We start from the raw sequence: 26,007 nt of genomic DNA on the forward strand, positions 1-26,007 counted from the left end.
CAGATGAAAAAATTATTGAAAAAACTTTCCAGGGGGCCTCTTTCTCCTGTTTTTAAAGTATACCGAAAAATATATAAGCCTGTCGTTCTTCATTTTTTCTATCCTGTTGCTTATAAATTTTTCACACTTACAAGAAAAGTAAATCCGAAAAAGGTTGTTTTTATTGAAGCCCGTTTTGATAAGATTACAGATACTTTTCAGCTGATTTATAACCGCATGGAAAAAGAAGGCTATGAAATCCATGAATGTTTCCTGCTGAATACCAAACCAGGAAAGCTTGCATATACAAAACGCAGTCTTCATATGCTGAAAGAAATTTCCGATGCCCATTATATTTTCCTGAATGATGCATGCAACGTCACAAGCTGTATTTCTCTTCGAAAAGGAAGCAGTATCTTTCAGGTCTGGCATGCCTGCGGCGCGTTCAAAAAATTCGGCATGAGTACTGCCGATCTGATTTTCGGTGACAACCGTAAGAATCAGGAGAAATTCCCCAATTACCGGAATCTTGCCTATGTTACTGTCAGCAGCCCGGAAATCAGCTGGGCTTATGAAGAGGCGATGAATCTGAAAAATACAGATACTCAGATTGTATCTACCGGAATCAGCCGTACCGATGTTTTTTATGATAAAAACTTTATCGAAGCCGCTGCCAAGGCTGTTTATTCTGTGTGTCCCAAAGCCCGCTCCAAAAAAATTATTCTGTACGCTCCAACTTTCCGCGGCAGAGTAGCAAAAGCTCAGACACCTGACTGTCTGGATATTGCAGCTATGAAAGAAGCTCTTGGAGATGAATATTTCCTGCTTCTGAAACATCACCCCTTTGTAAAAAAACGCCCGGAAATCCCGGAAAACTGCCAGGATTTCGCAATGGACGTCACCAAAGAACTGGATATCGACAAATTACTCTGTGTCAGTGATGTATGCATCTCCGACTATTCCTCACTGATTTTTGAGTACTCCCTGTTCGAGCGCCCGATGATCTTCTTCGCCTACGACCTGGACGAATATTTTGACTGGAGAGGCTTCTACTACAACTACGACGAACTCACCCCAGGCCCCATCGTCAAAACAACCGAAGAAATCATCGACTACATCCAACACCTCGACACCCGCTTCAACCCCTCCCAGATCCGCGCCTTCCGAGAAAAATTCATGTCCGCCTGCGATGGACATGCAACGGATAGGATTTTGGAGTTGGTGGAGAAGTGTTGACAAAAACTTTATAAAAAAGATGATCACCCCGGGTTGCTGGATACCAGCAAGCCGGGGTGTTGTTTTGTTTTGTATTAAATTTGTGTTCCAGAATGGTTCTATTAATACCTCTTACCTGTATCAAGTTATCATCCACCGTTATATTGGTACATTTCTTAAAAAATGTTTATAAGAATACCGCCAATCTTTTTTTCTGATCAGCGGTATCAATCATCCCTATGGTTTGGACAGTTCAGGCAAACATTCTTATAGTCCGTTTTCTTAATTACTTTATCCGGAATTGTCCAATCAGGTGCCAGGCCTTCGACATTCATGTGAATATCAAAACATATTTCATCATCAATTTCTGATTCCACCAATGGACAATTAATCTTTTTTGATGCCATATTTCTCTGCCATCTCCCTGATTTTTAAAGTCTGCGTATCGAACTGTTCTTTCTTAAAAGCTGTTCGGATATTATTATTCTCCACATTTACATATGTAGTTCCATTAGGTCCACAATAATTAATAAATCGTCCATTTCACCGTGTCAACGATATATCGGATTCCTTGATAAACTGTTCTGCCTCTGATCTGGCTACTGCATGTTCTCTTTCTGCATTTATATGTCCATTATCGAAAGTGAATTTCGAAGTGTCATTTTATCCGGTTTTATTTTATCCACGCCCTTTATCTTCGCTTCCGATAATTCTGCTTTTATTTTATCATTTATCCCGGATTCTTCAATGAGTTTCTGTTCTGCCTTTGTCTTTACATTCCACAATGTTTCTATTAATACAGTTTCCATCATGTCAACAACTCCTTTTCTTATTATCTTTACATTCCACAATGTTTCTATTAATACCACCGCACAGAACTGGTGCGGCGGTTTTCAGAATTACTTTACATTCCACAATGTTTCTATTAATACAGCATAACAGATATAATATATAAATTTTTTATTGTATCCTTTACATTCCACAATGTTTCTATTAATACTTCAGTGACGTGCATAGTAACTGATTGGCCGAAATCTTTACATTCCACAATGTTTCTATTAATACCGGGAGCAAACTTGAATCAGCTAAGAGATTCAAACGTCTTTACATTCCACAATGTTTCTATTAATACTGGTTTCAGCCGTGCCTGGACAGTGCCGTTATCATCCACCTTTACATTCCACAATGTTTCTATTAATACTAGTCCCCACTAAGTTTAAATTGTAAGGGGGAAATACTTTACATTCCACAATGTTTCTATTAATACGATTATGTCATGAGCCTCTAATGAAAACGTATTTACTTTACATTCCACAATGTTTCTATTAATACCATCCGTTCCGACAAGTCCCTTATTATATAGTTCTTCTTTACATTCCACAATGTTTCTATTAATACCACAACAGCAGTTTGCTAACTGAGACTGTAATGCATCTTTACATTCCACAATGTTTCTATTAATACGCCGATCATTGCAGCTACAGTCTCACCGGTTCCCTGTCTTTACATTCCACAATGTTTCTATTAATACCCACCGGAACCAATCAGAAGGTAAATTTGAGCATTTCTTTACATTCCACAATGTTTCTATTAATACGATTTTTTCATTAACAAGCATTGCCACTACATCAATCTTTACATTCCACAATGTTTCTATTAATACGTTTCTGCGACCGTTGGATGCTTCGGCTGTTCTTCGATCTTTACATTCCACAATGTTTCTATTAATACTGACCTGTGATAGAATATACTTAGAAGTGTTACTACTTTACATTCCACAATGTTTCTATTAATACCTGTGGCCTGGAACATATTACTACAGCGCAAGCGATACTTTACATTCCACAATGTTTCTATTAATACGATTATAAAATTGAGGATGGAACATTCATTTCAGGACTTTACATTCCACAATGTTTCTATTAATACTCATTGTGAGTGGCTTGTGACTATGACACTGGAAGACCTTTACATTCCACAATGTTTCTATTAATACCTGAATTCGGCACGATTGCCCAGCCCTTTGGTGGTTTCTTTACATTCCACAATGTTTCTATTAATACAAACTGGGAAGCAAGGGAACATCTGTGCTTTTATTACCTTTACATTCCACAATGTTTCTATTAATACGACACTTCTCAGAATCTTGTTATCTCATACACCAGACTTTACATTCCACAATGTTTCTATTAATACGGTAGCGCAGAGCGAGACCACCCCGATGGAAGAGTACCCTTTACATTCCACAATGTTTCTATTAATACCATGATTCCTTTTCAGATGATGCAAGATGCTATTAACTTTACATTCCACAATGTTTCTATTAATACCTGACAGCGACTTTTGCTCCAATTCTGGAATCCATCTTTACATTCCACAATGTTTCTATTAATACTCTGGCAGTTGCCAAGAGCAAACATTAGCGATATAACTTTACATTCCACAATGTTTCTATTAATACGTGGTAGCACGACAGGCATTGTAACATCTGTATCTTCCTTTACATTCCACAATGTTTCTATTAATACTCGGGACGATCGCGCCAGATACCATCGTAAAAAAACTTTACATTCCACAATGTTTCTATTAATACTTTTGGATTCTTTGTTTTGTGCTTTCGGCTACCTGCTTTACATTCCACAATGTTTCTATTAATACCAGATGAAGAGATTCAAAGCTTTCAAAGTATCTACCCTTTACATTCCACAATGTTTCTATTAATACACTCTTCGTAGGCCGGTTGCGTCAGCGTCGACAGACTTTACATTCCACAATGTTTCTATTAATACCGTATTATCTGCACATTGCCTACGCGAACAGTGCTGACTTTACATTCCACAATGTTTCTATTAATACGTGTCTTTCTTGTTGCAAAACAGAAATTCAACACCACTTTACATTCCACAATGTTTCTATTAATACCAAGTCTACTTCCCGAAGTAAATACACAGGGAGCAAACTTTACATTCCACAATGTTTCTATTAATACGTACAGTGGACACCGCCGACAGATTTATACAAAGTGTCTTTACATTCCACAATGTTTCTATTAATACTGAAATTGATGCAAAAATTGACGAAATGGTTGCAGACTTTACATTCCACAATGTTTCTATTAATACGGTTGCTTACGGCATGGCAGAGACAGCTCCAATTTCAGTCTTTACATTCCACAATGTTTCTATTAATACATATTCTGATCGAAGAAGTTAGCCTTATCGGTTTTGCCTTTACATTCCACAATGTTTCTATTAATACCTCCGCCATCTTGAGACCACAGATCGCCAATATCGTACTTTACATTCCACAATGTTTCTATTAATACAGTCTTGAGCGCTGAGATTATCAAAGCCATGTGCCTCTTTACATTCCACAATGTTTCTATTAATACGGAAACTATGCAAGTCTTGACCGTTATTCACTCAACTTTACATTCCACAATGTTTCTATTAATACGGCTCAGCAGAACCAGGCAAGATTTACTACTCATGTCTTTACATTCCACAATGTTTCTATTAATACTGCGGTAGAACTATCGTTCAACAGACATTATTTGTACTTTACATTCCACAATGTTTCTATTAATACCTATCAGTAGCCTTGAAATAAGCACCGTCTTTTTGCTTTACATTCCACAATGTTTCTATTAATACCAGTTCATGACTGAATTTTGCATTATGGTATATTACTTTACATTCCACAATGTTTCTATTAATACGTGTAAAAATAACTTCCCGGTTTGGTTATTGTGTTCTTTACATTCCACAATGTTTCTATTAATACTATTGGACGTCTCAGGGATGGACACTTGAAGCAATTTGCTTTACATTCCACAATGTTTCTATTAATACAACGTTGCTCCATATGCCTTTCCTACTGTTATACAACTTTACATTCCACAATGTTTCTATTAATACCCTGAGCCATTCTCCGTTGACAAGTTGCCATGCTGTCTTTACATTCCACAATGTTTCTATTAATACGGTAAAAATGACTCCGACTCAAATGAGAAATAAAATTCCTTTACATTCCACAATGTTTCTATTAATACGGCTGTGGAAATCGCAGCAATCGTTGTCTCTTCCATCTTTACATTCCACAATGTTTCTATTAATACGGGCGGTTTTGAAATCATTATGAAATATATTTTAGTCTTTACATTCCACAATGTTTCTATTAATACGAAGCTCTTGCAAATGGACTTGAGTACGGAATTGTAAACTTTACATTCCACAATGTTTCTATTAATACAATGACAGAAGCATTTGAAAAGATTATTGTTAATGCCTTTACATTCCACAATGTTTCTATTAATACTTTGCAGTATCTTTCTGCATCCTCTCCGGTCTGGTCCTTTACATTCCACAATGTTTCTATTAATACGGTCTTCCGGGAATAATGAACCTTGCAGCTGCATCCTTTACATTCCACAATGTTTCTATTAATACCCGTGCTCCACATCCACATATAATACAAGACTTATTTTACCACTTTCTGTCGACCCTGTCATTTACAATTTTTTTGAAACAAAATTTGCATTCCCAATAGCCTCCAAATCCTCCATTTTCCTTATAAATAAAGGCTTTGTCGACCTCCCGGGATTTTTTCCGTATCGTAGGTCGACAATTACAGAATGAAACTGGTTGCATCATCTTTCCGTCCCCAGAATTCCTTATCCAACCATTTTTCCTGCCTTGATTTAAAAATAATCACAGAATCCAATTCTTTATCTATATACAATTTAAGTTCCTGTTGTAATTGCGCCAACTGAGCCTTAGAAATCTCGCCTTCAAAAACAGAATTCTGAATATGCGTCAGATATCTTTTACATATTTTAAAAATCTTCGACCAACGCTTCGCACCGTTCTCCTGCTGACTTACGTCATAAACCAAAACAACATACATAATTCACCACCATATTCTGAACCCTTCATATTCTTTTTCACCGAGCAGATGCTTTATCAATTTATAACACTCCAACCTAAGTAAATACTGATAAGAAACCTGCCTCCCCAAATCCTTATGCATTACAGTCTTCTTAAGACTTTTTTCAAGTTCAGAAACAATCAATTTAGAAGCATCTTTTTTCAAATGAAGAAAATTCAGTTCCTCCGTAAAACTATCTTCCGTAATCTGGTTTCGATTCAATAACGAAAAAATCAACCTGTCACCAATTAATGGCTTAAACACTTCCGCAATATCCAGACTTAACGAAAAACGTCTCGCTCCAGGTTCATGCAGATAACTGATCGTAGGATTCAACTGCGTATGATAAATTTCACCAAGCACTTTCGTATAAATCAGTGTATTAACAAACGAGAGCAAAGAATTGATCATATTATCTGGTGGATGCATTACACGCTTCTCAAACCGAATCTCCTGATTGACAATCACATTCCACGCAGCATAATATCTTCTTCTGATATTACCTTCAATTCCCATCAGCTCTTCAATTGTTGTCACACTGCTTAGCTGTTTACGAAGCGAATCCACATCTCTAAGATATTCATCCACATCTTTTCCACGGCCATTATAATATCGCAAATTCCGATAAATACTATCCGCTGCCGCCTCTATAAATTTCCTTGCAAGAACCAACCTTTTCTCATAATCTGTATAATAACTGACCTGCTTCACCAACAGTTGCCCCGCCAACAGACTTTCTCTCGGATAATAACTCCCCGTATAAAAATTATAATAGTTAAAAAAATGCATCGGAATTCCGTACTGCGATATATAATTAATAAACTTTGTATTAAACGACATCTCGGACATAACATAAATATCCGAAATCCTCTCAATCGGAATATCCCTTTTCTCACCATCATAATTTGTAAACTGAAGCGTATTATCCTTCCGTTTCAAATCCCCGTTATTATAAACGTAAAAACTTTGTTTCATACTTTTCCCCCGATACAAATCCAAAGTTTATATGGTACACAAATCATAATAAGCACATTTTTTACACAATTTACTATTACCCGAAACCGATGGAACCTCCTGATGTTGGATGTCTGTAATCTCAACAAAAATCCTTTCCAGAATTTCCACATCCTTTTCCGACAATTCAACAATCACAGACTTCTTCAACAGCGGATAATCAATCTTCCCCTTAAGACCACTCACGCCTCGCTGCTGCAAATAATAAAGATAATACTTCACCTGCCAGATTCCAGCATCTTCCACAGCCTTACTCTTCTTAACCTCATGCAATTCCTTATGCTCACTGATAAAATCAATGTTTATAATATCATCAATATTTACATGTTTATCCTTCTTCTTATAGCTGCTCTCATCCAGAATCTTACCCAAAATTACATCTTCATTCTCTGCTTCCATCCGGATATCATGACAAAAATACCACAATTTCCGCTTACAAACGAAATAATAATAAATCATCACCCCAGTGATTCTTTCATCCATTTTCATCACCTACATAAATATACCATCCATCTCCAACTCTTCATTTAATAACAAACCTGCACCTTTTCCATTTTCTGAATCAAAGTCATATTTATATCTTGCTCTGTGAATATCCATAATGTTTCTGCCATTTTTACTTCCAATTACATCCCTGTCTACCCCTTTGGGGAATTTATTATAAATACTCATGCTCAACGTCACATCTTCAAGCCTGTTTTTAATAATACTTCTGACTTCTTTTCTCAGATTTGGCTTTCTTAAAAAATCTATTCCATATTCAAACAATTCCTGTTTTTTATCATAAATCTCTTCCGGCACAATCGTAATACTTTTTATATCCCTCACTTTAGCTTCTTTTGATGTATATTCTGCCGGATGAATTGTCGAAAACCTTTTCAACCATTCTTCAATTTCTTTGTAATAGCTCGTTTCAGTTATTTCTTCCGGATTGTAAACATTGTTCATATAAACCGTTTTTAGTTCTTCACCAAACAATATATTTTCATATTCATGAAGAAATCTTAAAGAACGGTCATACATGTCTGAATCATAAACTCGATCTTTTCCCACACCATTTCGATTATCATATACAACAATATTCGGTTCTTCAGGAACATATCGCCCTTTTCGGTTGCATCGTCCCATTCTCTGCAAAAGACTGTCCGCTGTACACATTTCAGTATAAAGTATATCAAAATCTATATCCAGACTCGCCTCTACAATCTGCGTTGTTATCCATATTCCCGGCTTTTCCGATTCCGAAAAAAGCATGATTTTTTCTTCCAAAAAAGCCCTGTCTCTTCTGATATAGCAAGAATGCAAAAGTTCTACGTTTTCCGTTCTTTCCTGCATTTCTTTATAAATTTTTTGTGCCTTGGACACAGTGTTACAAATAACCAGAACTTTTTTAGTGCTTCCCTGTTCTAATATCCTCTCAATATTTATTTCCGACTTTTCAATTTGAATTTTGTGTCTTGGAAACTGATCTAACTGATATTCTTTTTCTGTAAAATCTTTAAACTGATATTGCATTCCTTCTGATAACCCATATTTTTCCATGAACTTCTTTAAAACAGGTGGAAATGTAGCTGTAATAATAGCAAAATATCCTCCCATTTCCTGTATTGTCTTCAAGCCATAAATAATTGTTGCAATAACCCTCGGTTCATACGCCTGGATCTCATCCAAAATTAATTTCGAATACTTTAAGGTTGCAGCCAAAATCTCCGTCCCCAATGCCTTATAAACAAATTTAAAAAGTTGATCTACAGTACATACAGTTAATGGCTGTGACAACATTTTTGCGCGATTATATTTTTCATCAATATCTGTGTCATCCTGTTCAAATTCTTTCAAATACATAGCCATACTATCTGAATGCAATAATGCAACATCACTGTAAGAATAATTCGTTTTAATTCGAGAATAAATCGCATTAGAAGAAACTTTTAATGGCAATGTATAAAAACCCTTTTCTCCATTTAACCATAATAATGCCGCTTCTGTTTTTCCAGAACCTGTAGGTGCTACAATAACCAGATTTTCATTTTTATGTTCCATCATGAATTTCTGTGCAGGCCGTAATTCTTTGTTCTGAAGATAAACTTCTATATTTTTCTTCAATTTTTTCTCCCGCAGATCTGGTGCAATTTCTGCCTTTTCGTACCCTGCACTTACTGTATAATCAAATTTATTGAGCAGTCCTTTAATCAAAAGATACTCATTCCATATTTTAGAATCTACTGTAAATTTAGGCGTACAAATATTATTACGGTATAATAGTTTATTCAAATTGCTGCAATATAACTTGTCAATATCTTTTCCAAGATATTCTTTGATTTGCTTTAAATAATATTTTTCTGCATATTTCCGAATATCAGGTCCTTCATAACAATCATCTCTGTCATGATGATGATATACTGCTGTAATAAAGGGTCCGAAATCTTCTTCTGAAAACAGTTCAGACAATCTTTTAAATTCTTTTTTCGATATGGTAACTGCGCTTAAAAATCCGTGTGGAATCTGCGTATCCCGCTTTATATCAGGATACATTTTTTTAATCAAATTCGAATTTACCAAACCTTGAAAAATCAGGTTTGCTTTTCCCCAATCGTGTATTCTGCATGCCTCTGTAACCAGACATTTTTCTTTTTCTGTAAAATATTCTCCATATTCTAAAAAAAACATCTCTGCACATTTTACAATGTCGTCCTGATGTTCCTTTAACGTTTTCTGTTCCTCTTCTTTCGTATCCTGCAAATGAGCTATATTATTTTTAATAACCTTAAGATCTGTCTCTGTAAATTCATTCTCAAGATTTATTATAAGATTTTCCAGTTCATTTCTGACTTTATCAATCTCTCCCTGCGACAAAATCTTTTTTCCGGATTTTGCATAATACTCCATAGACTTCTCCTTCCGGAGACAGAACATCTGCTCTGCCTCCTTGTAAGCTTCCCATAATCCATTGTATTTCAAATACAAATCATATTACTGAACTGCCTTCTTATAGTTAATCAACAAAATATCAATGCTGCATCTTTCTCGAAGTCATCCACATATGCCCCTTCGTCTATCACCACTCCTCCAGAACAATAATAAGCCTTTACTCTTCCATTTTCTTTTTTCCAGCGACGCAGACCCTGCTTTGTGATTTCATATTCTTTTGTGAGATTGTATATTGTTCCACGTCTGTCTCCTAACTCGATTCCATAGCTCACCGGTATATACATATCTCTCTTTATTTCCACTTCATCTTCCTGATGGATATTCACAATATCCACCCGCTCAATATCCAGAAGATCTTCATAACGTCCCAGTGATAAATATCTTGGTGGATATTTCAGTGAATTATATACTTTCTCAAAATCATCCTCTTCTGGAATTACATGTATCACCATATCATTGTCACAGACCAGTTCAACATTGGCAATTCCCCTGAAAATTCCATACCTTTCTCCATCTTCAACACAGATCTGATGGCGTCCTTCTTCATATTTCGTACCTGCTGAAAATGAATATCTTGTATAAAGTTCTGATACGGTTCCACTATTTGTTCCCTGTATGCAGAGCTTCATTGGATGAAACTCTGTATAACCACAAGCTGCATGGATCATCCCAAGAACTGTAGAATATGGTGGAAGAGGAAATGTTTCTTTAATAATAAAGCTGCTGGGTTTTTTATAATTTACCAGGTTCTGAAAACACTTAACCCTGATTGCCCTCTCCATAATACTGCTCCACTTCCTCTTTCAAATGATTAAATACTGCGCCTACAGATTCTGCTCTTAATACCTCTTTTAATTTATCTTCATTATCAAAAATACCTGCTGTAATTCCTGCATACGTATAATTTCTGATATTATCATCCTCAAGTAATTCCTGCAGTGTATTTACATTAATTTTATTTGCATCCACTTTTACTCTGTTCTCAAAAAATGGATTTTTTCTGCCGTATCTGCCTCCAATTATAAATAATGGACTGAGATTTTCTCTTCTTCCTTTGATATCTCTGTACAAATAATGAACAGAATCCAGGAGAACTTTCACTCTTTCTACTTTCTCCTCTTCTGCAATATTGATCTCACCATCTACACCAACTCTGTCCAGATCTATTGACATAGTATAAGAATAATAAGAGCGATGGATCTCACTCTGCGCAATTCCATTCTGCAGATTTCCTCTCACAGCAAGTCCCATATTGGTCAAAAATTCAAGATTTCCCTGAAATGGCTCCAATGCGATCGCATTGCTAAGTCTGGCAACTGCACTTCTTGTAGAAGCTCCACCATTCTGATCTTCCCCTTTAGAAGTCGTTTTCATATATCCAAACAGATCAATCTCCGGATAATCTTCAATCGTCGCTGAGGGCGCAAACTGTACTACTCCACTTTTTCCATCCACAGGGGTTGTATCCCAGTTTGCCTGCTGCACCATGTTATATCTCAGCGCCTGTCTGGAAATATAAGAATACTCTTCATAATCTCCTCTGGTCATTTTTTTCAGTGATGAAATATTTCCAATTCCTTCTCCATAGTTCGCACTTTCTGCCAGGAAAATTACTGTAAATGTTAAACCTTCTCTTTTCATAATCATGCTTCCTCCTTCTTCGGCTCGTAAGATCCCACTAATCCCATTACAAACGCATATCCATATTCTGTAAATTTCTGCTTGTCATTTAACATCTGAACAAACCCTGTTGGTATCAAAAGTTCATGTCCATCTTCATTTCTCTTGGAACCATACGCACTGTACAAACGCATCACAACGTCCATAAATTTATTTACATTTCTCACGGCTAAAGCATTCAACAGCTGATATTCAATGCCCCTCAAGCCTTCACTGGAAGTCATACCCTTTGCAGTCATAATTGCTTTTCTTAGATCCGCTCCACTTTTTTTCATAGCTCCACAAGTCATAGAAATCTCCTTTCCTTTCTCATTTCTTTCTTCACAATCTAAATATGTCAATACAATCTCCGTCCATAACTGTATTTCATATACCCAGAATATATAAAAATTCTTTGATTCTTCTTTTATATTTTCTTTAAGAAGCTGATTTAACAACTGATACTGGTCTCGATGCTGCAAAAGATTCATGACTACAGTTTCATGTACATTTACAAAATTATCTTTGATTTTAGTAAATGGAGATTTTGCCAGCGATGTCAGAGCATCAGATACCCTTGATTCGCAAATAATTTCCAGCATTTTTTTATGGATAATACTCAATCTATACCTGTCATCTGCACTCACTCCACGCAAGATAACCTGTACATTAGATAATTCCTGCTGTTTTTTTCTTAGTAAAATATTGATCGTCTCTGCAAACCACTGGGAATATTTCTTGTTCTCAGTTTTTTCTCCTTCCTGATCAATTCTTCCAATTTTAGAATTTGCATCTAACAAAGCACCAATGCTGTTATTTATATTTACAAAAACAAATTTATTGGCATATAACCGGAATCCCAACGGACTGAGCGCATATATAAAAGCACAACCAGGGCAAAGAAACGCATCCACTTTACAGTCCCAGAATGCAGAACGTTTTCTTGTAAAATCATCTCCAACTTCATTCATGAATGCTATCGAGACCTTTTCTTTCGGCCCTATTGGATCACCACAATCAATACAGAGATCTTTTGCCTTCTTATGATCTGCACTCAGATACTTTCGAAATGGTTCGGAAAAATCTTTTTCAAACACCTCTCGCATATCTTTTTTTGCATTAGGACGTAAAAGAAAACATTTTCCATTCCAGAACCGGTTTATATAAGTATATATAATACTCTTCATTGCAAAAGTTTCGCTGCATTCTGGCTGATTTATAAAATCCAGAAGTTCTGCTAATCTGTTTTTCAGTTCTTCTGATGACAATTTATCACTGAGTTTGTTCTTTTTTAATTTCTCATAAATTTCCGGATTTTCAATTTTCTTTTTAATATTTGCAAAGCCAGCCTGATAACTGTTTGACTGCAGCTTGTCATTGATAAATTTCAGATCATCTTTTTCCTGTTTTCCCGGATTCCATTTTTCAGCTTCTATCTTTTCAATACATGTTTGAATTTTATCCTTAATTCCCTGATACGTACTAAATGGTCCAAAATACCTGATAAAGGCCTTAAAATACATATCTGTCCAATCCGCGTTTTTCGCAAAATCCATGCTGACCCATAATGCCTGGTCATCATCGGAATGACCGAAATCAACACCTTCCTCTGCCCCTGCAGTTTCAAGCATATAATGAAATCCTACGATTCCGGCATTCTTTAGGAAATCACCAAGAGTGATCACATATTTTTCCATGATAGCACACCTCCTAATATATGACTTCCCACATGCCCTTACCTAATGATCTACGTGTTCCCAACCCAGCAGCGCGCAATAAATTCAGCAATTCCAGATTTCCTGTTATCTTATATACCCCGATACTTCCATCTATAAATCGTCCCCAGGTTCTTGTTACCACTTTTTTCCCTTTCAACAGAGCTATGGAAAAATCACTGATATCCATTTTCAAATTCAGTTTTTCAAGAAAAATCCTGAGATTTTCTTTTACCATTTCTCCAAATTCCGGATCTTCACATGTATAGTACTTGTCACTATTATCCGCGGAATCATGTTTTCGGACAATAAGTGCACTTTTCATTTTTATAATGAGTTCTGTGTCTTGAATTTCTGGAATATTCCGTATCTTTACTGACATTAACCGCATGGAATTTTGATACATAGGATACGGTTTATATTTCATAAGTACAAATGCATTGTAAAATTCGATCAGTTCACCTATATCTGCATCTGAAAATGTCATAATAAATCTGCTATGATTAAGCAGTATTTTTTCCTGTGTAAATCTCGCCCCGGGTAAGTATGTCGCCCAGACATAAGTTTTTAATATGGACGAATTTTTATTATAGAGCTTTTCAAAAAGTGCCGGAGAATAATTTTCCACAGCAGCTTTTAGAAAACTCACTAAAACCTTGTCCAGTTCAGCCGGAATCTCCGTTGTCTCTAACTGAAATTCCAATCTTAGTTCATTCATCTTGTTCCTCCTTTCTGGAAGTTGTTAATTAATTGGTGTTTTCTTTCTTCTAAAATAGCATAGGTTTCGTATAAAGTCAACATCTAAAATGATTAATATTCTAATGGATTGTTTTTTATTGTTAATAATAAATATTTATCTGCATTAAAAAATTCGCCTTTAATTTTATGTATGTATCATTTATAATACTCAAAGATACAATCCATTTTGGAATGTGAATTTAGATTATTAATCATTAATCTATGATTCTAATTTTTATAATAGTCCCATATTGGAACCCATAACAAGGAACTTCCCCGTAGTGGTAAACTTCCGTGTCAACCACGCGCCGATGGTACTGACAAGAACTTTCCTTTTAGCTCTGAAAGATGCAGAAAAATGGCACACCTACCGGATGATTTCCTTGTTAACTTGAAAAGGGGCCGCTGTAAAACAGATGATTTTCTAACTGTCATACAGTAGTTCCTTCTTCATTTTATAATATAACAATTATATCAGCCCCAACACCTTCACCGCATTACTCTCCGTCACGGCCACAACCTCCTCGCAGCTGACACCCTTAATCTCCGCAATAGTCTTCACAACCTCCGGCAGATACAGCGAACTGTTACGTTTCCCACGGTTTGGCACAGGTGCCATATACGGACAGTCGGTTTCCAGAAGAATCTGGTTTAAGGGTGCGTATTCCACTACTTCTTTCAGCTTCCTGGAATTCTTAAATGTAACCACACCACCGATTCCCAGGTAAAGTCCCATATTCAGATACTCTCTTGCAATCTCCTTACTATAGGAAAAGCAATGGATAACTCCGCCATACATTCCATCCTTCATATACTCTCTCACAATATTCAGCGTATCCTCCGCTGCATCACGGCTGTGGATCATAAATGGGAGCTTCTTTTCACGGGCGATGTCCATCTGCTGGCGGAAGACTTTCTGCTGGAGAAGATGCTCTTCTTTCTCCTTATGCCAGTAATAATCCAGACCGATCTCGCCTACGGCTACTGTTTTTTCCATGTCACAATATCTGCGGATCTCATCCAGAACAGCTGCATCCACCTTATCCGCATCATCCGGATGAACACCCACCGCACCATAAACAAACGGATACTTCTCCACCAAATCATAAACCCGGTCAAAATGTCCCACAGAAGCACAAACATCCACAATATGCCCGATCCCGTTCTCCTGCATACTCTCAAGCATCTCAAACCGATCCTCGTCAAAAGCCTCATCGTCATAATGGGCATGGGTATCAAAAATCATAGCTTTATCCACAGTCATCTCGTCACCGACGGAAACTTTTCCACCTTTCAGCACTCTTGTAAACACCCCTTCCCGGGGCATGATGCACTCACCCATCTTCTGAAAAATGGCACAGCCATTGTGACACTCTTTTCCGATCTGAGTCAGCTCCAGCACAACCTCGCCACAGCGAAATCTGGTACCAACCGGAAGTTTCGCAAAATCAATCCCCTCCACAACCAGATTTTCGCCAAAAGCACCATCCTCAACATCAGCGCCCCTCGCCCGGAACGCCTCAATCTTTTCACTGGAAAGAAGACTCACCTGCCGATGCCACTTCCCGGCATGAGCATCCCCCTCAAGCCCCCAGTCCTCCACAAAAACCGCAGACCCCACATTCCTCTTCTGAGTCCCCTTCATCTCACTGATACAAACCGCAAGTACTTTTCCCATAACAAACTCCTATTAATTACACATCGTTACCAAATTTGTTCCTACATATCACACCAGTAATATTAATTTCCACCTATCAACACATCCGGTAAAACCTACAACACATACGACAAACCGTACCACATTCAACAACCAGCCCAACGGAGGCAGGGCCAGTACGGTGACGTTAGCGGAGCGGCCGTCGAGAGGCGAGTATAGCTGCTGCCACCGAGCGCCTGTTTGAATACAAGCAGCATAAGCTGCTTGTATTCATGAGGAAGTAGCGAAGCGGATTCCGAATGTCCTCTGTCTCCAGCGAGTTGGCGCGAATGGCAGCAAACCAGCGACGCAGCCGAACAGGCCGCACAGCGTGTCACCGTACTGGCCATGACTTCGTGGGCCGTCCGCTTGTTAATAAATACACTCTATATCCTACCGTCCACACTCCCCGGCCTCACCCGTAAGTATCTCAATCCCATGCCCCAACGCATCAATAATAACCTCAAGACACTCCCGCACAGCCTTAGGACTCCCCGGCAAATTAACAATCAACGTCCCCTTCCGAATCCCAGCCGTCCCCCGACTCAACATCGCCCTCTTAGTAATCGTCAAACTAAACGCCCGCATCGCCTCCGGAATCCCCGGCACACGCCGCTCGATCACGTCCTCCGTAGCCTCCGGCGTCACATCCCTTTTGGAAAACCCGGTACCACCCGTAGTCAAAATCAGCTCCGCCAGACCCTGATCCGCAATCTCAGCCATCCGGGCACCAAGCATCCCACGGTCATCTGGCAAAACATCCATAGAAACAACCACGTACCCGGCTGCCTCCACAATCTCCTTCACAGCCGGCCCACTAAGATCTTCACGCTCCCCTTTATAACCCTTATCACTAGAAGTAATCACCGCAACTCTCTTCATCACTTAACCTCCAATCTGAGCCATACAAAGCTTCTCCGTCTTATCATCCTTCTGTTTCTCCAGGCCTCCGCCAAAAGCATGCCCGTCCGGTTTCTCCGCCAGAGCCTCCAGGATCACAGCCTTCAGCTCCTCATCCGAGCCACCACCACGGATCACAGCACGAAGATCCCGCCCCGCCGCATACTGCAGACAAGTCTTCAAAAAACCCTGGGAAGTCAGCCGAATCCGGTTACACTCCCCACAAAACTTATGGCTTACCGCACTGATAAACCCGATTTTCCCGGAAAAACCATCTACATCATAATAATGGCACGGGCCATTTCCAAGGGGCTCCCCCACATACGGCGAAAACCGCGGAAGTTTTTCCCCAAGGATCCCAAGCAGCTCCTCCTCCGACACCCCATGAAATTCTTTTCCCATTCCAATAGGCATCATCTCAATAAACCGCACATGCACCTTATGATCCCTGGCCAGAAACGCCACCTTACAAAGATCCTGATCCGGAATCCCAAGAGGCACACAGTTAATCTTCAACGAAATCTCCGGATACTTCAGCGCTTCCGAAATCCCCTCAAGGGTCCGTCCAAGTTCATCCCGCCTGGTGATCCGCCTGCTGCAGGTCTCATCCAGCGTATCCAGACTGATATTCAATCCGTCCAGTCCCGCCCGGGCAAAATCCCTCATCTGATCTTTCAGAAGCACACCATTTGTAGTCAGAGTCACCTTCTCGATCCCCGGCATATTTTTCAGTTTTTCCACAAGCTTGGGCATCCGCGGCCTCACCAGCGGTTCTCCGCCAGTCAGCTTGATCTTTCGGATCCCCAGCTCTGCCATCACCCGGCAGATCCTCAAAATTTCCTCTTCCTGCAAAACGAGGGAGCGCTCCACATGCTGCACTCCCTCCTCCGGCATACAATAAATACACCGCAAATTACATCTGTCAGTTACGGAAATCCTGAGATAATCAATATTTCTTCCGCACCTGTCTATCATTTTTCCTCAAAACGGAAATCTCCGCTTTTTCCTCCTGTTTTCTCTTCCAGATGGATATCAGACATGACCATGCGTTTGTCGATTGCCTTACACATATCATAAATGGTCAGAAGCGCCACCTGAACACCTGTCAGCGCCTCCATCTCCACGCCTGTTTTCCCCTCTGTTTTTACCGTACAGAACACACGGATCACTCCCGCATCCTCGTCCGTCTCAAAATCCACAGAACATTTCTGGATGGGAAGTGGATGGCACATGGGGATCAGGTCAGAAGTACGCTTCACACCCATGATACCCGCCACACGGGCCACGCCAAGCACATCGCCCTTTTTCACATTTCCGCTTTTTACTGCGGCCATGATCTCCGGGCTTACCTGAATGGAACCGGTAGCTGTTGCTGTACGGTGAGTGTCCTGTTTATTGGACACGTCTACCATAACAGCATTGCCATTTTCATCAAAATGATTCAGTTTCATATTTAGCAGATCTCAGCGCCTGCAGGCATCTCTTTCTCCGGTACCATCAGGGAAAGATTTCCGTCTGCATCCTCTGCACAGAGGATCATGCCCTCACTGAGGATTCCTGCAAGCTTGGCAGGTTTCAGGTTTGTAACAACCATAACTTTTTTGCCAACCATTTCCTCTGCGGAATAGTGAGCCTTGATTCCGGATACGATCTGGCGAACCTGACTTCCGATCTTAACCTGGGAGCAGAGAAGTTTTCTGGATTTCTTAACTTCCTCGCAGGCAATGATCTCACCAACCTGGAACTGAAGTTTTTCAAAATCATCAAAAGTGATCTCCGGTTTTGCCTCGATGTCGATCACATCTTTGGCTTCCTCTTTCTCCTCTTTTGCTTCTTCCTTCGGCTCTTCTTTCTTCGGATGAAGCTTCTCAACTTTCTCAAGAACCTCTTTCAGTTCAAGTCTTGCAAAAAGAATCTCCGGTTTGTCTGTTACGCGGTTTCCTGACGGATAAAGGCCAAACTGCTCCATATCCTCAAGAGTTCTCTCGTTTGCGTTGAGCTGTACAAGAATACGCTCTGTTGTACGCGGCATAAAAGATTTCAGAAGAGATGCACCGATGCAGATTCCCTCAACCAGGTTGTAGAGAACAGTTGCAAGACGATCCTGTTTTGTCTCATCCTTTGCAAGTGCCCATGGCATTGTCTCATCAATATATTTGTTGCAACGTTTGAACAGGGAGAATACCTCTGTGATGGCATCTGCAACACGAAGTTTGTCCATTTTTGCGGAAACGTTCTTCGGAACCTGAAGGATGAAGTTCTTAAGATCTTCATCAACCGGCTCAGTAACATTCTTGTTCTCAACGATTCCGTTGAAATATTTATTGGACATGGAGATCGTACGGTTTACAAGATTTCCAAGTGTGTTTGCAAGGTCAGAATTCAGTCTCTCAACCATCAGCTCCCATGTGATGACACCATCATTCTCAAACGGCATCTCGTGAAGTACGAAATAACGGACAGCATCTACACCAAAGAACTCAACAAGCTCATCTGCGTAAATTACATTTCCTTTGGATTTACTCATTTTTCCATCGCCCTGAAGAAGCCACGGATGTCCGAATACCTGTTTCGGAAGCGGAAGATCCAGAGACATCAGGAAGATCGGCCAGTAAATCGTATGGAAACGAATGATATCTTTTCCGATAAGGTGAAGGTCTGCCGGCCAGTATTTGTTGAATTTATCGCTGCTGTTTCCGTCGCAGTCATAGCCGATACCTGTGATATAGTTTGTCAGGGCATCCAGCCATACATATACAACATGCTTCGGATCAAAATCTACCGGGATTCCCCATTTGAAGGATGTTCTGGACACACAGAGATCCTGAAGACCCGGAAGAAGGAAGTTGTTCATCATCTCGTTTTTACGGGACTCCGGCTGGATGAAATCCGGATGTGTGTTGATGTAGTCGATCAGTTTGTCTGCATACTTGCTCATTTTGAAGAAATATGCCTCTTCTTTAGCCGGTACACATGGACGTCCGCAGTCCGGACATTTGCCATCTACAAGCTGGGACTCTGTGAAGAAAGACTCACATGGTGTACAGTACATTCCTTCGTAATGACCCTTGTAGATATCTCCCTTTGCATACATTTTTTTGAAGATTTTTTTGACCTGCTCTTCATGGTCTTTATCTGTTGTACGGATAAATTTGTCATAGGATGTGTTCATCAGATCCCAGATACGTTTGATCTCACCGGAAACGTTATCTACGAATTCCTTCGGTGTAACACCAGCTTCCTCGGCCTTCAGCTCGATCTTCTGGCCATGCTCATCCGTACCTGTCTGGAAATATACGTCATAACCCTGCTGTCTCTTAAAACGTGCGATGGCATCTGCAAGAACAACCTCATAAGTATTTCCGATATGCGGTTTACCGGATGTGTACGCAATGGCAGTGCTGATATAATATCTCTGCTTTTCCATTTTTCTTTCCTCCATAATATAAAAAATAATTGCATGCTTACTCATAACTGACCGGAAACATATCCAGTCAAATAAAAAACGTCTTCTCATACCATAACGATATGAGAAGACGAGTTATTACCCGTGTTACCACTTCTGTTCGCTCCTGCCTCGCGGCAAAAACCTCATCAGGTACAGCAAGATCTATACCCTTCCGCTATAACAGGCGGTCCTGTCACTGCCTGCCGGTGTCCATTAAACGGGACATTCGCATTTCGTCTATCACGTTCAAACCGGGTCAGCAATGCCTCTCCGAAGCCATCTTCCATCTGTGCCTGCACATCCCTCTCAGTCTCGGAACTCCTTATATAAAAAGTCCTCCGGGGATTTCCCTGTAGTGTGGTGTACACATGTACTCTCTTCTTCCACGAGTTTTCCATATGGGAAAATCGTAACACATTTCCGATGGTTTGTAAACGGGGAATTTCGATACTGTATTACATTCTCCTCTGCCTGTACATCCACCGCCACGCCATCCGGAACGCAATAGTTGTCAGCGTCATTCCTGCTGCCATGCTCACCGCAAAAAGGATCGTATAGATTCCGTCTTTCTGGAATTTCGCCCAGTCCTTCATCAGCATCCAGTTCATGGTCCGGTAAAGTGCTGCTCCCGGAATCAGCGGAATTGTCGCGGAAACCAGAAATACAGTTACCGGCGTTTTATGAATTCTTGCCATACATTCTGCATACAAAGTAATAGCTACTGTTGACCAGAAACCGCACACATACGGACTTGGCGTTATGAACTCTACTGCCAGATATACAGCCCAGGACAGACATCCACCCAATGCCGCAAACCAGAGTTTTTTTCCATGGATATTAAATAATGCCGCAAAGCCAAGTGATCCCGTGAAGGATACAACCAGCTGTATGATCTCCCGCATATTTTCCTCCTGAATAAATCATAACTACTCTCAAATGCTCCCATTATCTGCTGCATTTCGCTACTCCGCAATTGATACAGTATGTAAACTCCTCATTCACTGCTTATTGCTTTTCATAACCTTCAAGAGAACTTCCCTGATTCGGTTAAAACAACAGATTCGCCACCGTAAAACCAAGGCCCACGACCAATGCCAGCAAAAGTGCCTCCATACATCGGATCAAACCTGTAATGGTATCTCCTGAAAACATATCGCGCAATGAATTGGTAAATGCAATTCCCGGTATCAGAAGCATGATATTTCCGATACTGATCAGATCCGCATGATGTCCAAGCCCGATCAGAACTGTAAGATTGGAAAGTACTCCACCGGCTCCGCAGCAAAGAAGCACTGTCAGCAGCGAGTTTAATGCGCCCTTTTTTACAAAAGCCTCAAACAGCTTCAGGGCGATACCAATCAGCGCAGAAGCGATCATATCGTTGACATCTCCTCCGAAAAACACGGAAAAAGAACCTGAAATTACAGCATAGATCAAAATCTGCGTTTTAAAAGAATATCCTTGTTTATCCCGGATCTTTTCCAGCCCCTTCTGGATCTCCTCCGGCTTCGGCCGATACTCACAGATATATCTGGAAAGCTGGTTCAGGTCATCCAGCCGTCCCAGGTCATTGGACATTCCCGGCACACGCCGCGTCTGGGTACAGATTCCAAAATCCTCTCCATAAATAGTCGTCACAATACTGGATGTGATAGAAAAAACATCCGCCCGGGAGGCTCCATATGCCAGGCAGATCCGCCGTATGGTATCTTCCACACGTCCAACCTCTGCTCCGCAGCAAAGAAGCTGTTCACCAATTGTCATCGCATAATATAAATACTGTTCCGCTTCCTCCCGCGTCATCTGGCATCCCTCACTTTCCTGATTTATTTCATCTTTATCTATTTTAGGACACGTAAATATTAAAATCAACAAGGATTTTTTGTCTTAATATTCATTTCTTCTATATTTCTTCAAAGTAATAAGCAGATATTTTCGTTTAAAATAAAACACCACCCGGACAAAAAAGATGTCTATCCCTTCTGTCCGGATGGTGTTTGTGTTTGAGAATCCAATGCTCTGCTCAGTTTTTATTTATTTGAAATCTAATATATCTTATGCAAGTTTTCCGCCAAGTTCACGGCAAGCTGCAAGTCCTTCATCATCAGGTGTGTTGTTTACAATGAGTCCTTCATCCTCAACAAGTTCTGCACCTGCGTCTTTTGCTCTGCCGCACCATGTTCTCATCCACTCTCCGTCGCCCCAGTCATAGGAACCGAAAAGTGCAACTTTTTTACCGGAAAGTTTGCCTTCCAGATCAGAGAAGAATGGCTCGAACTCACCCTCCTCAAGCTCCTCATCTCCCATTGCCGGACAGCCAAGTGCCAGAACATCATAAGAGAGAGCTTTATCTACATCTGCATCTGCAACTTCCATGATCTCAACATCCGCACCAGCTGCTTTTGCGCCTTCCTCAACAGCCTGTGCCATTGCCTCTGTGTTGCCTGTGGAAGACCAGTAAATAATTCCTACCTTGCTCATCTTAAAAACCTCCTGTTTTTAAACTTTATATTATACGCACATCTGAGATGTACAGAGATGCTTCATACCAACAACCTGCAAAATCGAATACCCCGCACGGATCTGCGCCGCAGTAAACTCCCGGCACTTATCATAGCTGTCAAAAATCCTGCGAGCCTGCTCCACATCATCATAAACCTTCCAGTAACCACACATCTTGCAGCCACTGCCTCCGAACTTCCGGAAGCCCTTCACATCTTCAATAGGATAACCCAGGAAAAGTCCGATCTCATGAGGAAATTCCGTCTTATGAAAAAATCTCTCCTTCAGACGGACGATCATCTCATCCAGAGAACCATCTATATTGTAACCATCCTGGAGCAAAAGATTCCTGGCTTCTTCCTGCTTAAGATATTCCTGCAGCATATCCGGCCGGTACACCAGAAGAAGATAATGCTTCCTGCATCCGCAGATGATCTCCATACAGATGCCTTCCCGTTCAAGACTCTCCTTATAATCCGAAATGATCTCCGGCAGCTCCGGCATTTTTTCCTTGGAAAAGGAAACAAGGTTCGCCGGTTTCATTCCCATTAATACAGGGGAACAATGATAACCTATGACAGATTCAAATTTTGCACAAGTCATTTGCATTCTCCTTTACGCTTTAGTTAGATTTCTCTAACTGCCGTAAATATACTACTAAAGTTAGTCTTTGTCAACTTATTTTTAAAAAATTTTCAATAAGAATTTTTACTGATAAAATCCTATCATTAAGGGCAAAATATTCTTCCGTAAATATACAAAAAACTATTGACAAAAACATGTCTGTCGGTTATTATGATATCAGTAATAATTATTATTACTGATAGGGAGGAAACATTATGGCAGCACTTAAATACAGCCGTCAGCGAGAATCGATCAAGGAATTCCTGAGATCCAGAACAGATCATCCAACGGCAGATACAGTATACGAGAATCTTCGACAGATCTACCCCAACATCAGTCTCGGCACTGTCTACCGTAATCTTTCTCTTCTCAGTGACATCGGCGAGATCCGGAAGCTGACCAATTTCGGAAGCGCGGACCGCTACGATGGAAGGGTCGCACCGCATTCACATTTCATGTGTACCAGATGCAACCGGGTGATCGATATGCAGTCAGACAGCCTTAACGGAATTCTTGAGCAGGCAGCTGCAGAATTTATCCACGGAAAAGTCTTTGACGTAGACGCAAGCTTCTATGGAATCTGCAAGGAATGCCTGGAAAAAGAACAAAAACAGTCTTGACAAAAATAAGATCACATGTTACTATAAAACAGTAATAATTACTATTATCAATTTAAAAGAAACAAAAAATCATAATATATTTTTATAAGAAAAGGAGATTATAACTATGGCAAAATGGGTATGTAATGTATGTGGATATGTTTACGAAGGCGAGCAGGCACCGGATGTCTGTCCAGTATGTAAAGCACCAGCTTCCAAGTTTTCCAAACAGGAAGGCGAGCTCACATGGGCAGCTGAGCATGTTGTAGGCGTAGCTAAGGGCGTCAGTGAAGACATCCTTGCAGACCTGAGAGCAAACTTCGAGGGCGAGTGCTCTGAGGTTGGTATGTATCTTGCAATGGCAAGAGTTGCTCACAGAGAAGGATATCCGGAAGTAGGTCTCTACTATGAGAAAGCAGCTTACGAGGAAGCAGAGCATGCAGCTAAATTCGCAGAGCTCCTTGGCGAAGTTGTAACAGACAGCACAGAGAAGAACCTTCAGATGCGTGTAGAAGCTGAGAACGGTGCTACAGCAGGTAAATTTGACCTTGCTAAACGTGCGAAAGCAGCTGACCTTGACGCAATCCACGACACAGTACATGAGATGGCTAAAGACGAAGCAAGACACGGAAAAGCATTCGCTGGTCTGCTTAAGAGATACTTTGGTAAATAAGAAATCCTCTTAAAATAAGGATTTTTACAAGAGAGAGCCATATAATCTGGCTCTCTCTTTTTCTGTCTTTTCGGATAAAAATTTGCACATCAATGTGCAAATTTTTCAATCTTCCGTACACTATCTGCTCTTACCTGTGCCCGAAGCTCCGTCAGATAATCTGAGAATTTCACCTGCTCATTTCCGTAGGTCATCTGCAGGTCATATTCCAGCGGTATCCAGGTTTTGATGTCAGATTCATTATGCTGGATCAGAGCTTCCAGTTTGTCCAGGGCTTTGTAAATTCTGGATTCCAGAGTCTGCTGTGCTTCCATTTCCTGATACAGTTCTGCCATCTCTTTATCAAATGGTTCCGGCAGAGTTTTCACCCATTCACCCAGCACATCGGCTTCTTTTTCTGAATCTTTTACTGTTTTTTCAAAAGCTGGGATATCCCCGGTAAAAGCTTCTCCCATATCATGGATCAGGCACATTTTCATGATCTTCAGAAAATCTGCCTCCGGAAACTCGTCGCTGACAAAATATGCCATCAGAGAAATTCTCCAGGAATGCTCCGCAACACTCTCCCGCCTGCCTCCGGATGTATAGCAATGACGCACTGCATCTTTTAATCGTTCTGCAACAGAAAGTACTTCAATCAGTTTTTCTGGTTTCATATTCGTTCTCTCTCCTCCGTCTTTTCATAATATTTTCACTGACACCAATTCTGTTCATTACTATACCATATCTCCGGTCATGGAAAACAGATGAAAAACAGAAGATTCCATTCTGAAAAAATTTGTCTCAACTAATTTATAAAAAAAATATAAACTTTATTGCATTTTTCGCCATAAGCGTCATAATGAAATTATAAACAGAAGAAAGAAGGTGATTGCCGATGGATATCACAGTGTCGGACGAGGTCTCACAGGAATATCATGAGCTTGTGAAGAACATCCTCTGTAACAGAGAGTTCCTGAAGCTGAGCCTGTACACCCACCACCAGTGGACCACACGGCTCATGCACAGTATCAATGTTTCTTACCTCTCCTGGTTCATTGCCAGGAAGCTGGGATGTGACGAGAAAGCCGCCGCAAGGGCAGGACTTCTCCACGATTTCTGTCCCTACGATTTTAAAGCAGAGACACCGACTGGTGAGCATCAGGCGTTTTATCACCCGAAGGCTGCCGCCGAAAACAGTGCCACTCACTTTGATATGACGGACAGAGAACTGGACGCAATTCTCTCACATATGTTCCCTCTGGGACCTCTTCCACGCAACAAAGAAGCCTGGATCATCAGCTTTGCCGATAAAGCCTGCGCCATTGCGGAAGGCTGCCATATCGCCATTGCACTGGCCAGGCGGAACCGGATCGTCATCAATCCGGCATAATTTCCACACAAAAAAC

At 40.4% G+C, this 26,007-nt stretch carries 23 protein-coding genes, 1 pseudogene and 1 CRISPR repeat array; of the genes and pseudogenes, 4 read left to right on the plus strand and 20 right to left on the minus strand.

Translation table 11 applies throughout. From position 1 onward, the window contains the following. Positions 1 to 3 precede the first annotated feature (3 nt). The gene (locus GPK88_RS03255) at positions 4 to 1,215 is read left to right on the plus strand and encodes a CDP-glycerol glycerophosphotransferase family protein (protein WP_215707522.1); all 1,212 of its coding nucleotides are present in this window, start codon (positions 4 to 6) and stop codon (positions 1,213 to 1,215) included. Between the two features lie 206 nt (positions 1,216 to 1,421). Here GPK88_RS03255 and GPK88_RS03260 read toward each other — a convergent pair whose 3' ends face one another. From GPK88_RS03260 to GPK88_RS03345, 19 genes and pseudogenes are all read right to left on the minus strand, one after another. Then, positions 1,422 to 1,601: a hypothetical protein gene (locus tag GPK88_RS03260; RefSeq protein WP_215707523.1), complete on the minus strand. Its 180-nt coding sequence runs from the start codon at positions 1,599 to 1,601 to the stop codon at positions 1,422 to 1,424. A 363-nt stretch (positions 1,602 to 1,964) separates the two neighbouring features. After that, positions 1,965 to 5,642: a CRISPR direct-repeat array (repeat unit 30 nt; unit sequence CTTTACATTCCACAATGTTTCTATTAATAC). A 178-nt stretch (positions 5,643 to 5,820) separates the two neighbouring features. Beyond that, entirely contained in the window at positions 5,821 to 6,099 is a 279-nt protein-coding gene (gene cas2 / locus GPK88_RS03265; RefSeq protein ID WP_174095679.1) for a CRISPR-associated endonuclease Cas2, read from the minus strand. Between the two features lie 3 nt (positions 6,100 to 6,102). Then, entirely contained in the window at positions 6,103 to 7,095 is a 993-nt protein-coding gene (cas1b, locus tag GPK88_RS03270; RefSeq protein WP_215707524.1) for a type I-B CRISPR-associated endonuclease Cas1b, read from the minus strand. Between the two features lie 27 nt (positions 7,096 to 7,122). Then, positions 7,123 to 7,617, minus strand: coding sequence for a CRISPR-associated protein Cas4 (gene cas4 / locus GPK88_RS03275; protein ID WP_215707525.1), 495 nt, complete (start codon positions 7,615 to 7,617; stop codon positions 7,123 to 7,125). A gap of 9 nt (positions 7,618 to 7,626) precedes the next feature. Beyond that, a complete protein-coding gene (gene cas3 / locus GPK88_RS03280) occupies positions 7,627 to 10,023 on the minus strand; it encodes a CRISPR-associated helicase Cas3' (protein ID WP_215707526.1) in 2,397 nt (798 codons plus the stop codon). 110 nt (positions 10,024 to 10,133) lie between these two features. Further along, complete coding sequence (gene cas5, locus GPK88_RS03285) at positions 10,134 to 10,847, minus strand: CRISPR-associated protein Cas5 (protein ID WP_215707527.1); 714 nt, start codon at positions 10,845 to 10,847, stop codon at positions 10,134 to 10,136. Next, the gene (cas7i, locus tag GPK88_RS03290; RefSeq protein ID WP_215707528.1) at positions 10,825 to 11,706 is read right to left on the minus strand and encodes a type I-B CRISPR-associated protein Cas7/Cst2/DevR; all 882 of its coding nucleotides are present in this window, start codon (positions 11,704 to 11,706) and stop codon (positions 10,825 to 10,827) included. The genes cas5 and cas7i overlap by 23 nt, the downstream gene beginning before the upstream one ends. Before the next feature lie 2 nt (positions 11,707 to 11,708). Further along, a complete protein-coding gene (gene cas8a1, locus GPK88_RS03295) occupies positions 11,709 to 13,421 on the minus strand; it encodes a type I-B CRISPR-associated protein Cas8b1/Cst1 (RefSeq protein ID WP_180215152.1) in 1,713 nt (570 codons plus the stop codon). Positions 13,422 to 13,434: 13 nt separating this feature from the next. Further along, the gene (gene cas6, locus GPK88_RS03300) at positions 13,435 to 14,157 is read right to left on the minus strand and encodes a CRISPR-associated endoribonuclease Cas6 (protein WP_215707529.1); all 723 of its coding nucleotides are present in this window, start codon (positions 14,155 to 14,157) and stop codon (positions 13,435 to 13,437) included. Positions 14,158 to 14,646: 489 nt separating this feature from the next. After that, the gene (locus GPK88_RS19555; protein WP_252197670.1) at positions 14,647 to 15,423 is read right to left on the minus strand and encodes a TatD family hydrolase; all 777 of its coding nucleotides are present in this window, start codon (positions 15,421 to 15,423) and stop codon (positions 14,647 to 14,649) included. 24 nt (positions 15,424 to 15,447) lie between these two features. Further along, a pseudogene (locus GPK88_RS19560) lies at positions 15,448 to 15,855 on the minus strand (MOSC domain-containing protein); the annotation flags it as partial. 411 nt (positions 15,856 to 16,266) lie between these two features. Continuing rightward, the gene (locus GPK88_RS03310) at positions 16,267 to 16,755 is read right to left on the minus strand and encodes a MogA/MoaB family molybdenum cofactor biosynthesis protein (protein ID WP_148445509.1); all 489 of its coding nucleotides are present in this window, start codon (positions 16,753 to 16,755) and stop codon (positions 16,267 to 16,269) included. A 3-nt stretch (positions 16,756 to 16,758) separates the two neighbouring features. After that, the gene (gene moaA / locus GPK88_RS03315; protein ID WP_174095687.1) at positions 16,759 to 17,748 is read right to left on the minus strand and encodes a GTP 3',8-cyclase MoaA; all 990 of its coding nucleotides are present in this window, start codon (positions 17,746 to 17,748) and stop codon (positions 16,759 to 16,761) included. Then, complete coding sequence (moaC, locus tag GPK88_RS03320) at positions 17,745 to 18,224, minus strand: cyclic pyranopterin monophosphate synthase MoaC (protein WP_174095688.1); 480 nt, start codon at positions 18,222 to 18,224, stop codon at positions 17,745 to 17,747. The genes moaA and moaC overlap by 4 nt, the downstream gene beginning before the upstream one ends. Before the next feature lie 2 nt (positions 18,225 to 18,226). Continuing rightward, positions 18,227 to 20,215: a methionine--tRNA ligase gene (gene metG / locus GPK88_RS03325; RefSeq protein WP_215707531.1), complete on the minus strand. Its 1,989-nt coding sequence runs from the start codon at positions 20,213 to 20,215 to the stop codon at positions 18,227 to 18,229. Between the two features lie 461 nt (positions 20,216 to 20,676). Continuing rightward, positions 20,677 to 21,123, minus strand: coding sequence for a threonine/serine exporter family protein (locus tag GPK88_RS03330; protein WP_021653090.1), 447 nt, complete (start codon positions 21,121 to 21,123; stop codon positions 20,677 to 20,679). Positions 21,124 to 21,268: 145 nt separating this feature from the next. Beyond that, positions 21,269 to 22,024, minus strand: a complete 756-nt coding sequence (locus tag GPK88_RS03335) for a threonine/serine exporter family protein (protein WP_148445517.1) — start codon at positions 22,022 to 22,024, stop codon at positions 21,269 to 21,271. 252 nt (positions 22,025 to 22,276) lie between these two features. Continuing rightward, positions 22,277 to 22,702, minus strand: coding sequence for a flavodoxin (locus GPK88_RS03340; protein WP_178004694.1), 426 nt, complete (start codon positions 22,700 to 22,702; stop codon positions 22,277 to 22,279). 30 nt (positions 22,703 to 22,732) lie between these two features. After that, on the minus strand, positions 22,733 to 23,326 hold the full coding sequence (locus tag GPK88_RS03345; protein WP_195565899.1) for a DUF3793 family protein: 594 nt from the start codon (positions 23,324 to 23,326) through the stop codon (positions 22,733 to 22,735). A gap of 236 nt (positions 23,327 to 23,562) precedes the next feature. Between GPK88_RS03345 and GPK88_RS03350 the strand changes: the two genes are divergently transcribed. Next, complete coding sequence (locus tag GPK88_RS03350; protein WP_147602716.1) at positions 23,563 to 23,967, plus strand: Fur family transcriptional regulator; 405 nt, start codon at positions 23,563 to 23,565, stop codon at positions 23,965 to 23,967. 106 nt (positions 23,968 to 24,073) lie between these two features. Further along, positions 24,074 to 24,619, plus strand: coding sequence for an NADH peroxidase (locus tag GPK88_RS03355; protein ID WP_147602717.1), 546 nt, complete (start codon positions 24,074 to 24,076; stop codon positions 24,617 to 24,619). Between the two features lie 89 nt (positions 24,620 to 24,708). Here GPK88_RS03355 and GPK88_RS03360 read toward each other — a convergent pair whose 3' ends face one another. Continuing rightward, a complete protein-coding gene (locus tag GPK88_RS03360; RefSeq protein ID WP_215707532.1) occupies positions 24,709 to 25,275 on the minus strand; it encodes an HD domain-containing protein in 567 nt (188 codons plus the stop codon). A gap of 221 nt (positions 25,276 to 25,496) precedes the next feature. Between GPK88_RS03360 and GPK88_RS03365 the strand changes: the two genes are divergently transcribed. Continuing rightward, positions 25,497 to 25,991, plus strand: coding sequence for an HD domain-containing protein (locus GPK88_RS03365; protein ID WP_148445524.1), 495 nt, complete (start codon positions 25,497 to 25,499; stop codon positions 25,989 to 25,991). Positions 25,992 to 26,007: the final 16 nt, after the last annotated feature.

Source organism: Blautia sp. MCC269 (assembly GCF_018785655.1).
Lineage (GTDB): Bacteria > Bacillota > Clostridia > Lachnospirales > Lachnospiraceae > Blautia_A.

Coding starts and splice junctions, on each gene's coding strand:
- GPK88_RS03255 (WP_215707522.1), top strand. CDS start 4: ATGAAAAAATTATTGAAAAAACTTTCCAGGGGGCCTCTTTCTCCTGTT.
- GPK88_RS03260 (WP_215707523.1), bottom strand. CDS start 1,601: ATGGCATCAAAAAAGATTAATTGTCCATTGGTGGAATCAGAAATTGAT.
- cas2 (WP_174095679.1), bottom strand. CDS start 6,099: ATGTATGTTGTTTTGGTTTATGACGTAAGTCAGCAGGAGAACGGTGCG.
- cas1b (WP_215707524.1), bottom strand. CDS start 7,095: ATGAAACAAAGTTTTTACGTTTATAATAACGGGGATTTGAAACGGAAG.
- cas4 (WP_215707525.1), bottom strand. CDS start 7,617: ATGGATGAAAGAATCACTGGGGTGATGATTTATTATTATTTCGTTTGT.
- cas3 (WP_215707526.1), bottom strand. CDS start 10,023: ATGGAGTATTATGCAAAATCCGGAAAAAAGATTTTGTCGCAGGGAGAG.
- cas5 (WP_215707527.1), bottom strand. CDS start 10,847: ATGGAGAGGGCAATCAGGGTTAAGTGTTTTCAGAACCTGGTAAATTAT.
- cas7i (WP_215707528.1), bottom strand. CDS start 11,706: ATGAAAAGAGAAGGTTTAACATTTACAGTAATTTTCCTGGCAGAAAGT.
- cas8a1 (WP_180215152.1), bottom strand. CDS start 13,421: ATGGAAAAATATGTGATCACTCTTGGTGATTTCCTAAAGAATGCCGGA.
- cas6 (WP_215707529.1), bottom strand. CDS start 14,157: ATGAATGAACTAAGATTGGAATTTCAGTTAGAGACAACGGAGATTCCG.
- GPK88_RS19555 (WP_252197670.1), bottom strand. CDS start 15,423: ATGATTTTTGATACCCATGCCCATTATGACGATGAGGCTTTTGACGAG.
- GPK88_RS03310 (WP_148445509.1), bottom strand. CDS start 16,755: ATGAAGAGAGTTGCGGTGATTACTTCTAGTGATAAGGGTTATAAAGGG.
- moaA (WP_174095687.1), bottom strand. CDS start 17,748: ATGATAGACAGGTGCGGAAGAAATATTGATTATCTCAGGATTTCCGTA.
- moaC (WP_174095688.1), bottom strand. CDS start 18,224: ATGAAACTGAATCATTTTGATGAAAATGGCAATGCTGTTATGGTAGAC.
- metG (WP_215707531.1), bottom strand. CDS start 20,215: ATGGAGGAAAGAAAAATGGAAAAGCAGAGATATTATATCAGCACTGCC.
- GPK88_RS03330 (WP_021653090.1), bottom strand. CDS start 21,123: ATGCGGGAGATCATACAGCTGGTTGTATCCTTCACGGGATCACTTGGC.
- GPK88_RS03335 (WP_148445517.1), bottom strand. CDS start 22,024: ATGACGCGGGAGGAAGCGGAACAGTATTTATATTATGCGATGACAATT.
- GPK88_RS03340 (WP_178004694.1), bottom strand. CDS start 22,702: ATGAGCAAGGTAGGAATTATTTACTGGTCTTCCACAGGCAACACAGAG.
- GPK88_RS03345 (WP_195565899.1), bottom strand. CDS start 23,326: ATGACTTGTGCAAAATTTGAATCTGTCATAGGTTATCATTGTTCCCCT.
- GPK88_RS03350 (WP_147602716.1), top strand. CDS start 23,563: ATGGCAGCACTTAAATACAGCCGTCAGCGAGAATCGATCAAGGAATTC.
- GPK88_RS03355 (WP_147602717.1), top strand. CDS start 24,074: ATGGCAAAATGGGTATGTAATGTATGTGGATATGTTTACGAAGGCGAG.
- GPK88_RS03360 (WP_215707532.1), bottom strand. CDS start 25,275: ATGAAACCAGAAAAACTGATTGAAGTACTTTCTGTTGCAGAACGATTA.
- GPK88_RS03365 (WP_148445524.1), top strand. CDS start 25,497: ATGGATATCACAGTGTCGGACGAGGTCTCACAGGAATATCATGAGCTT.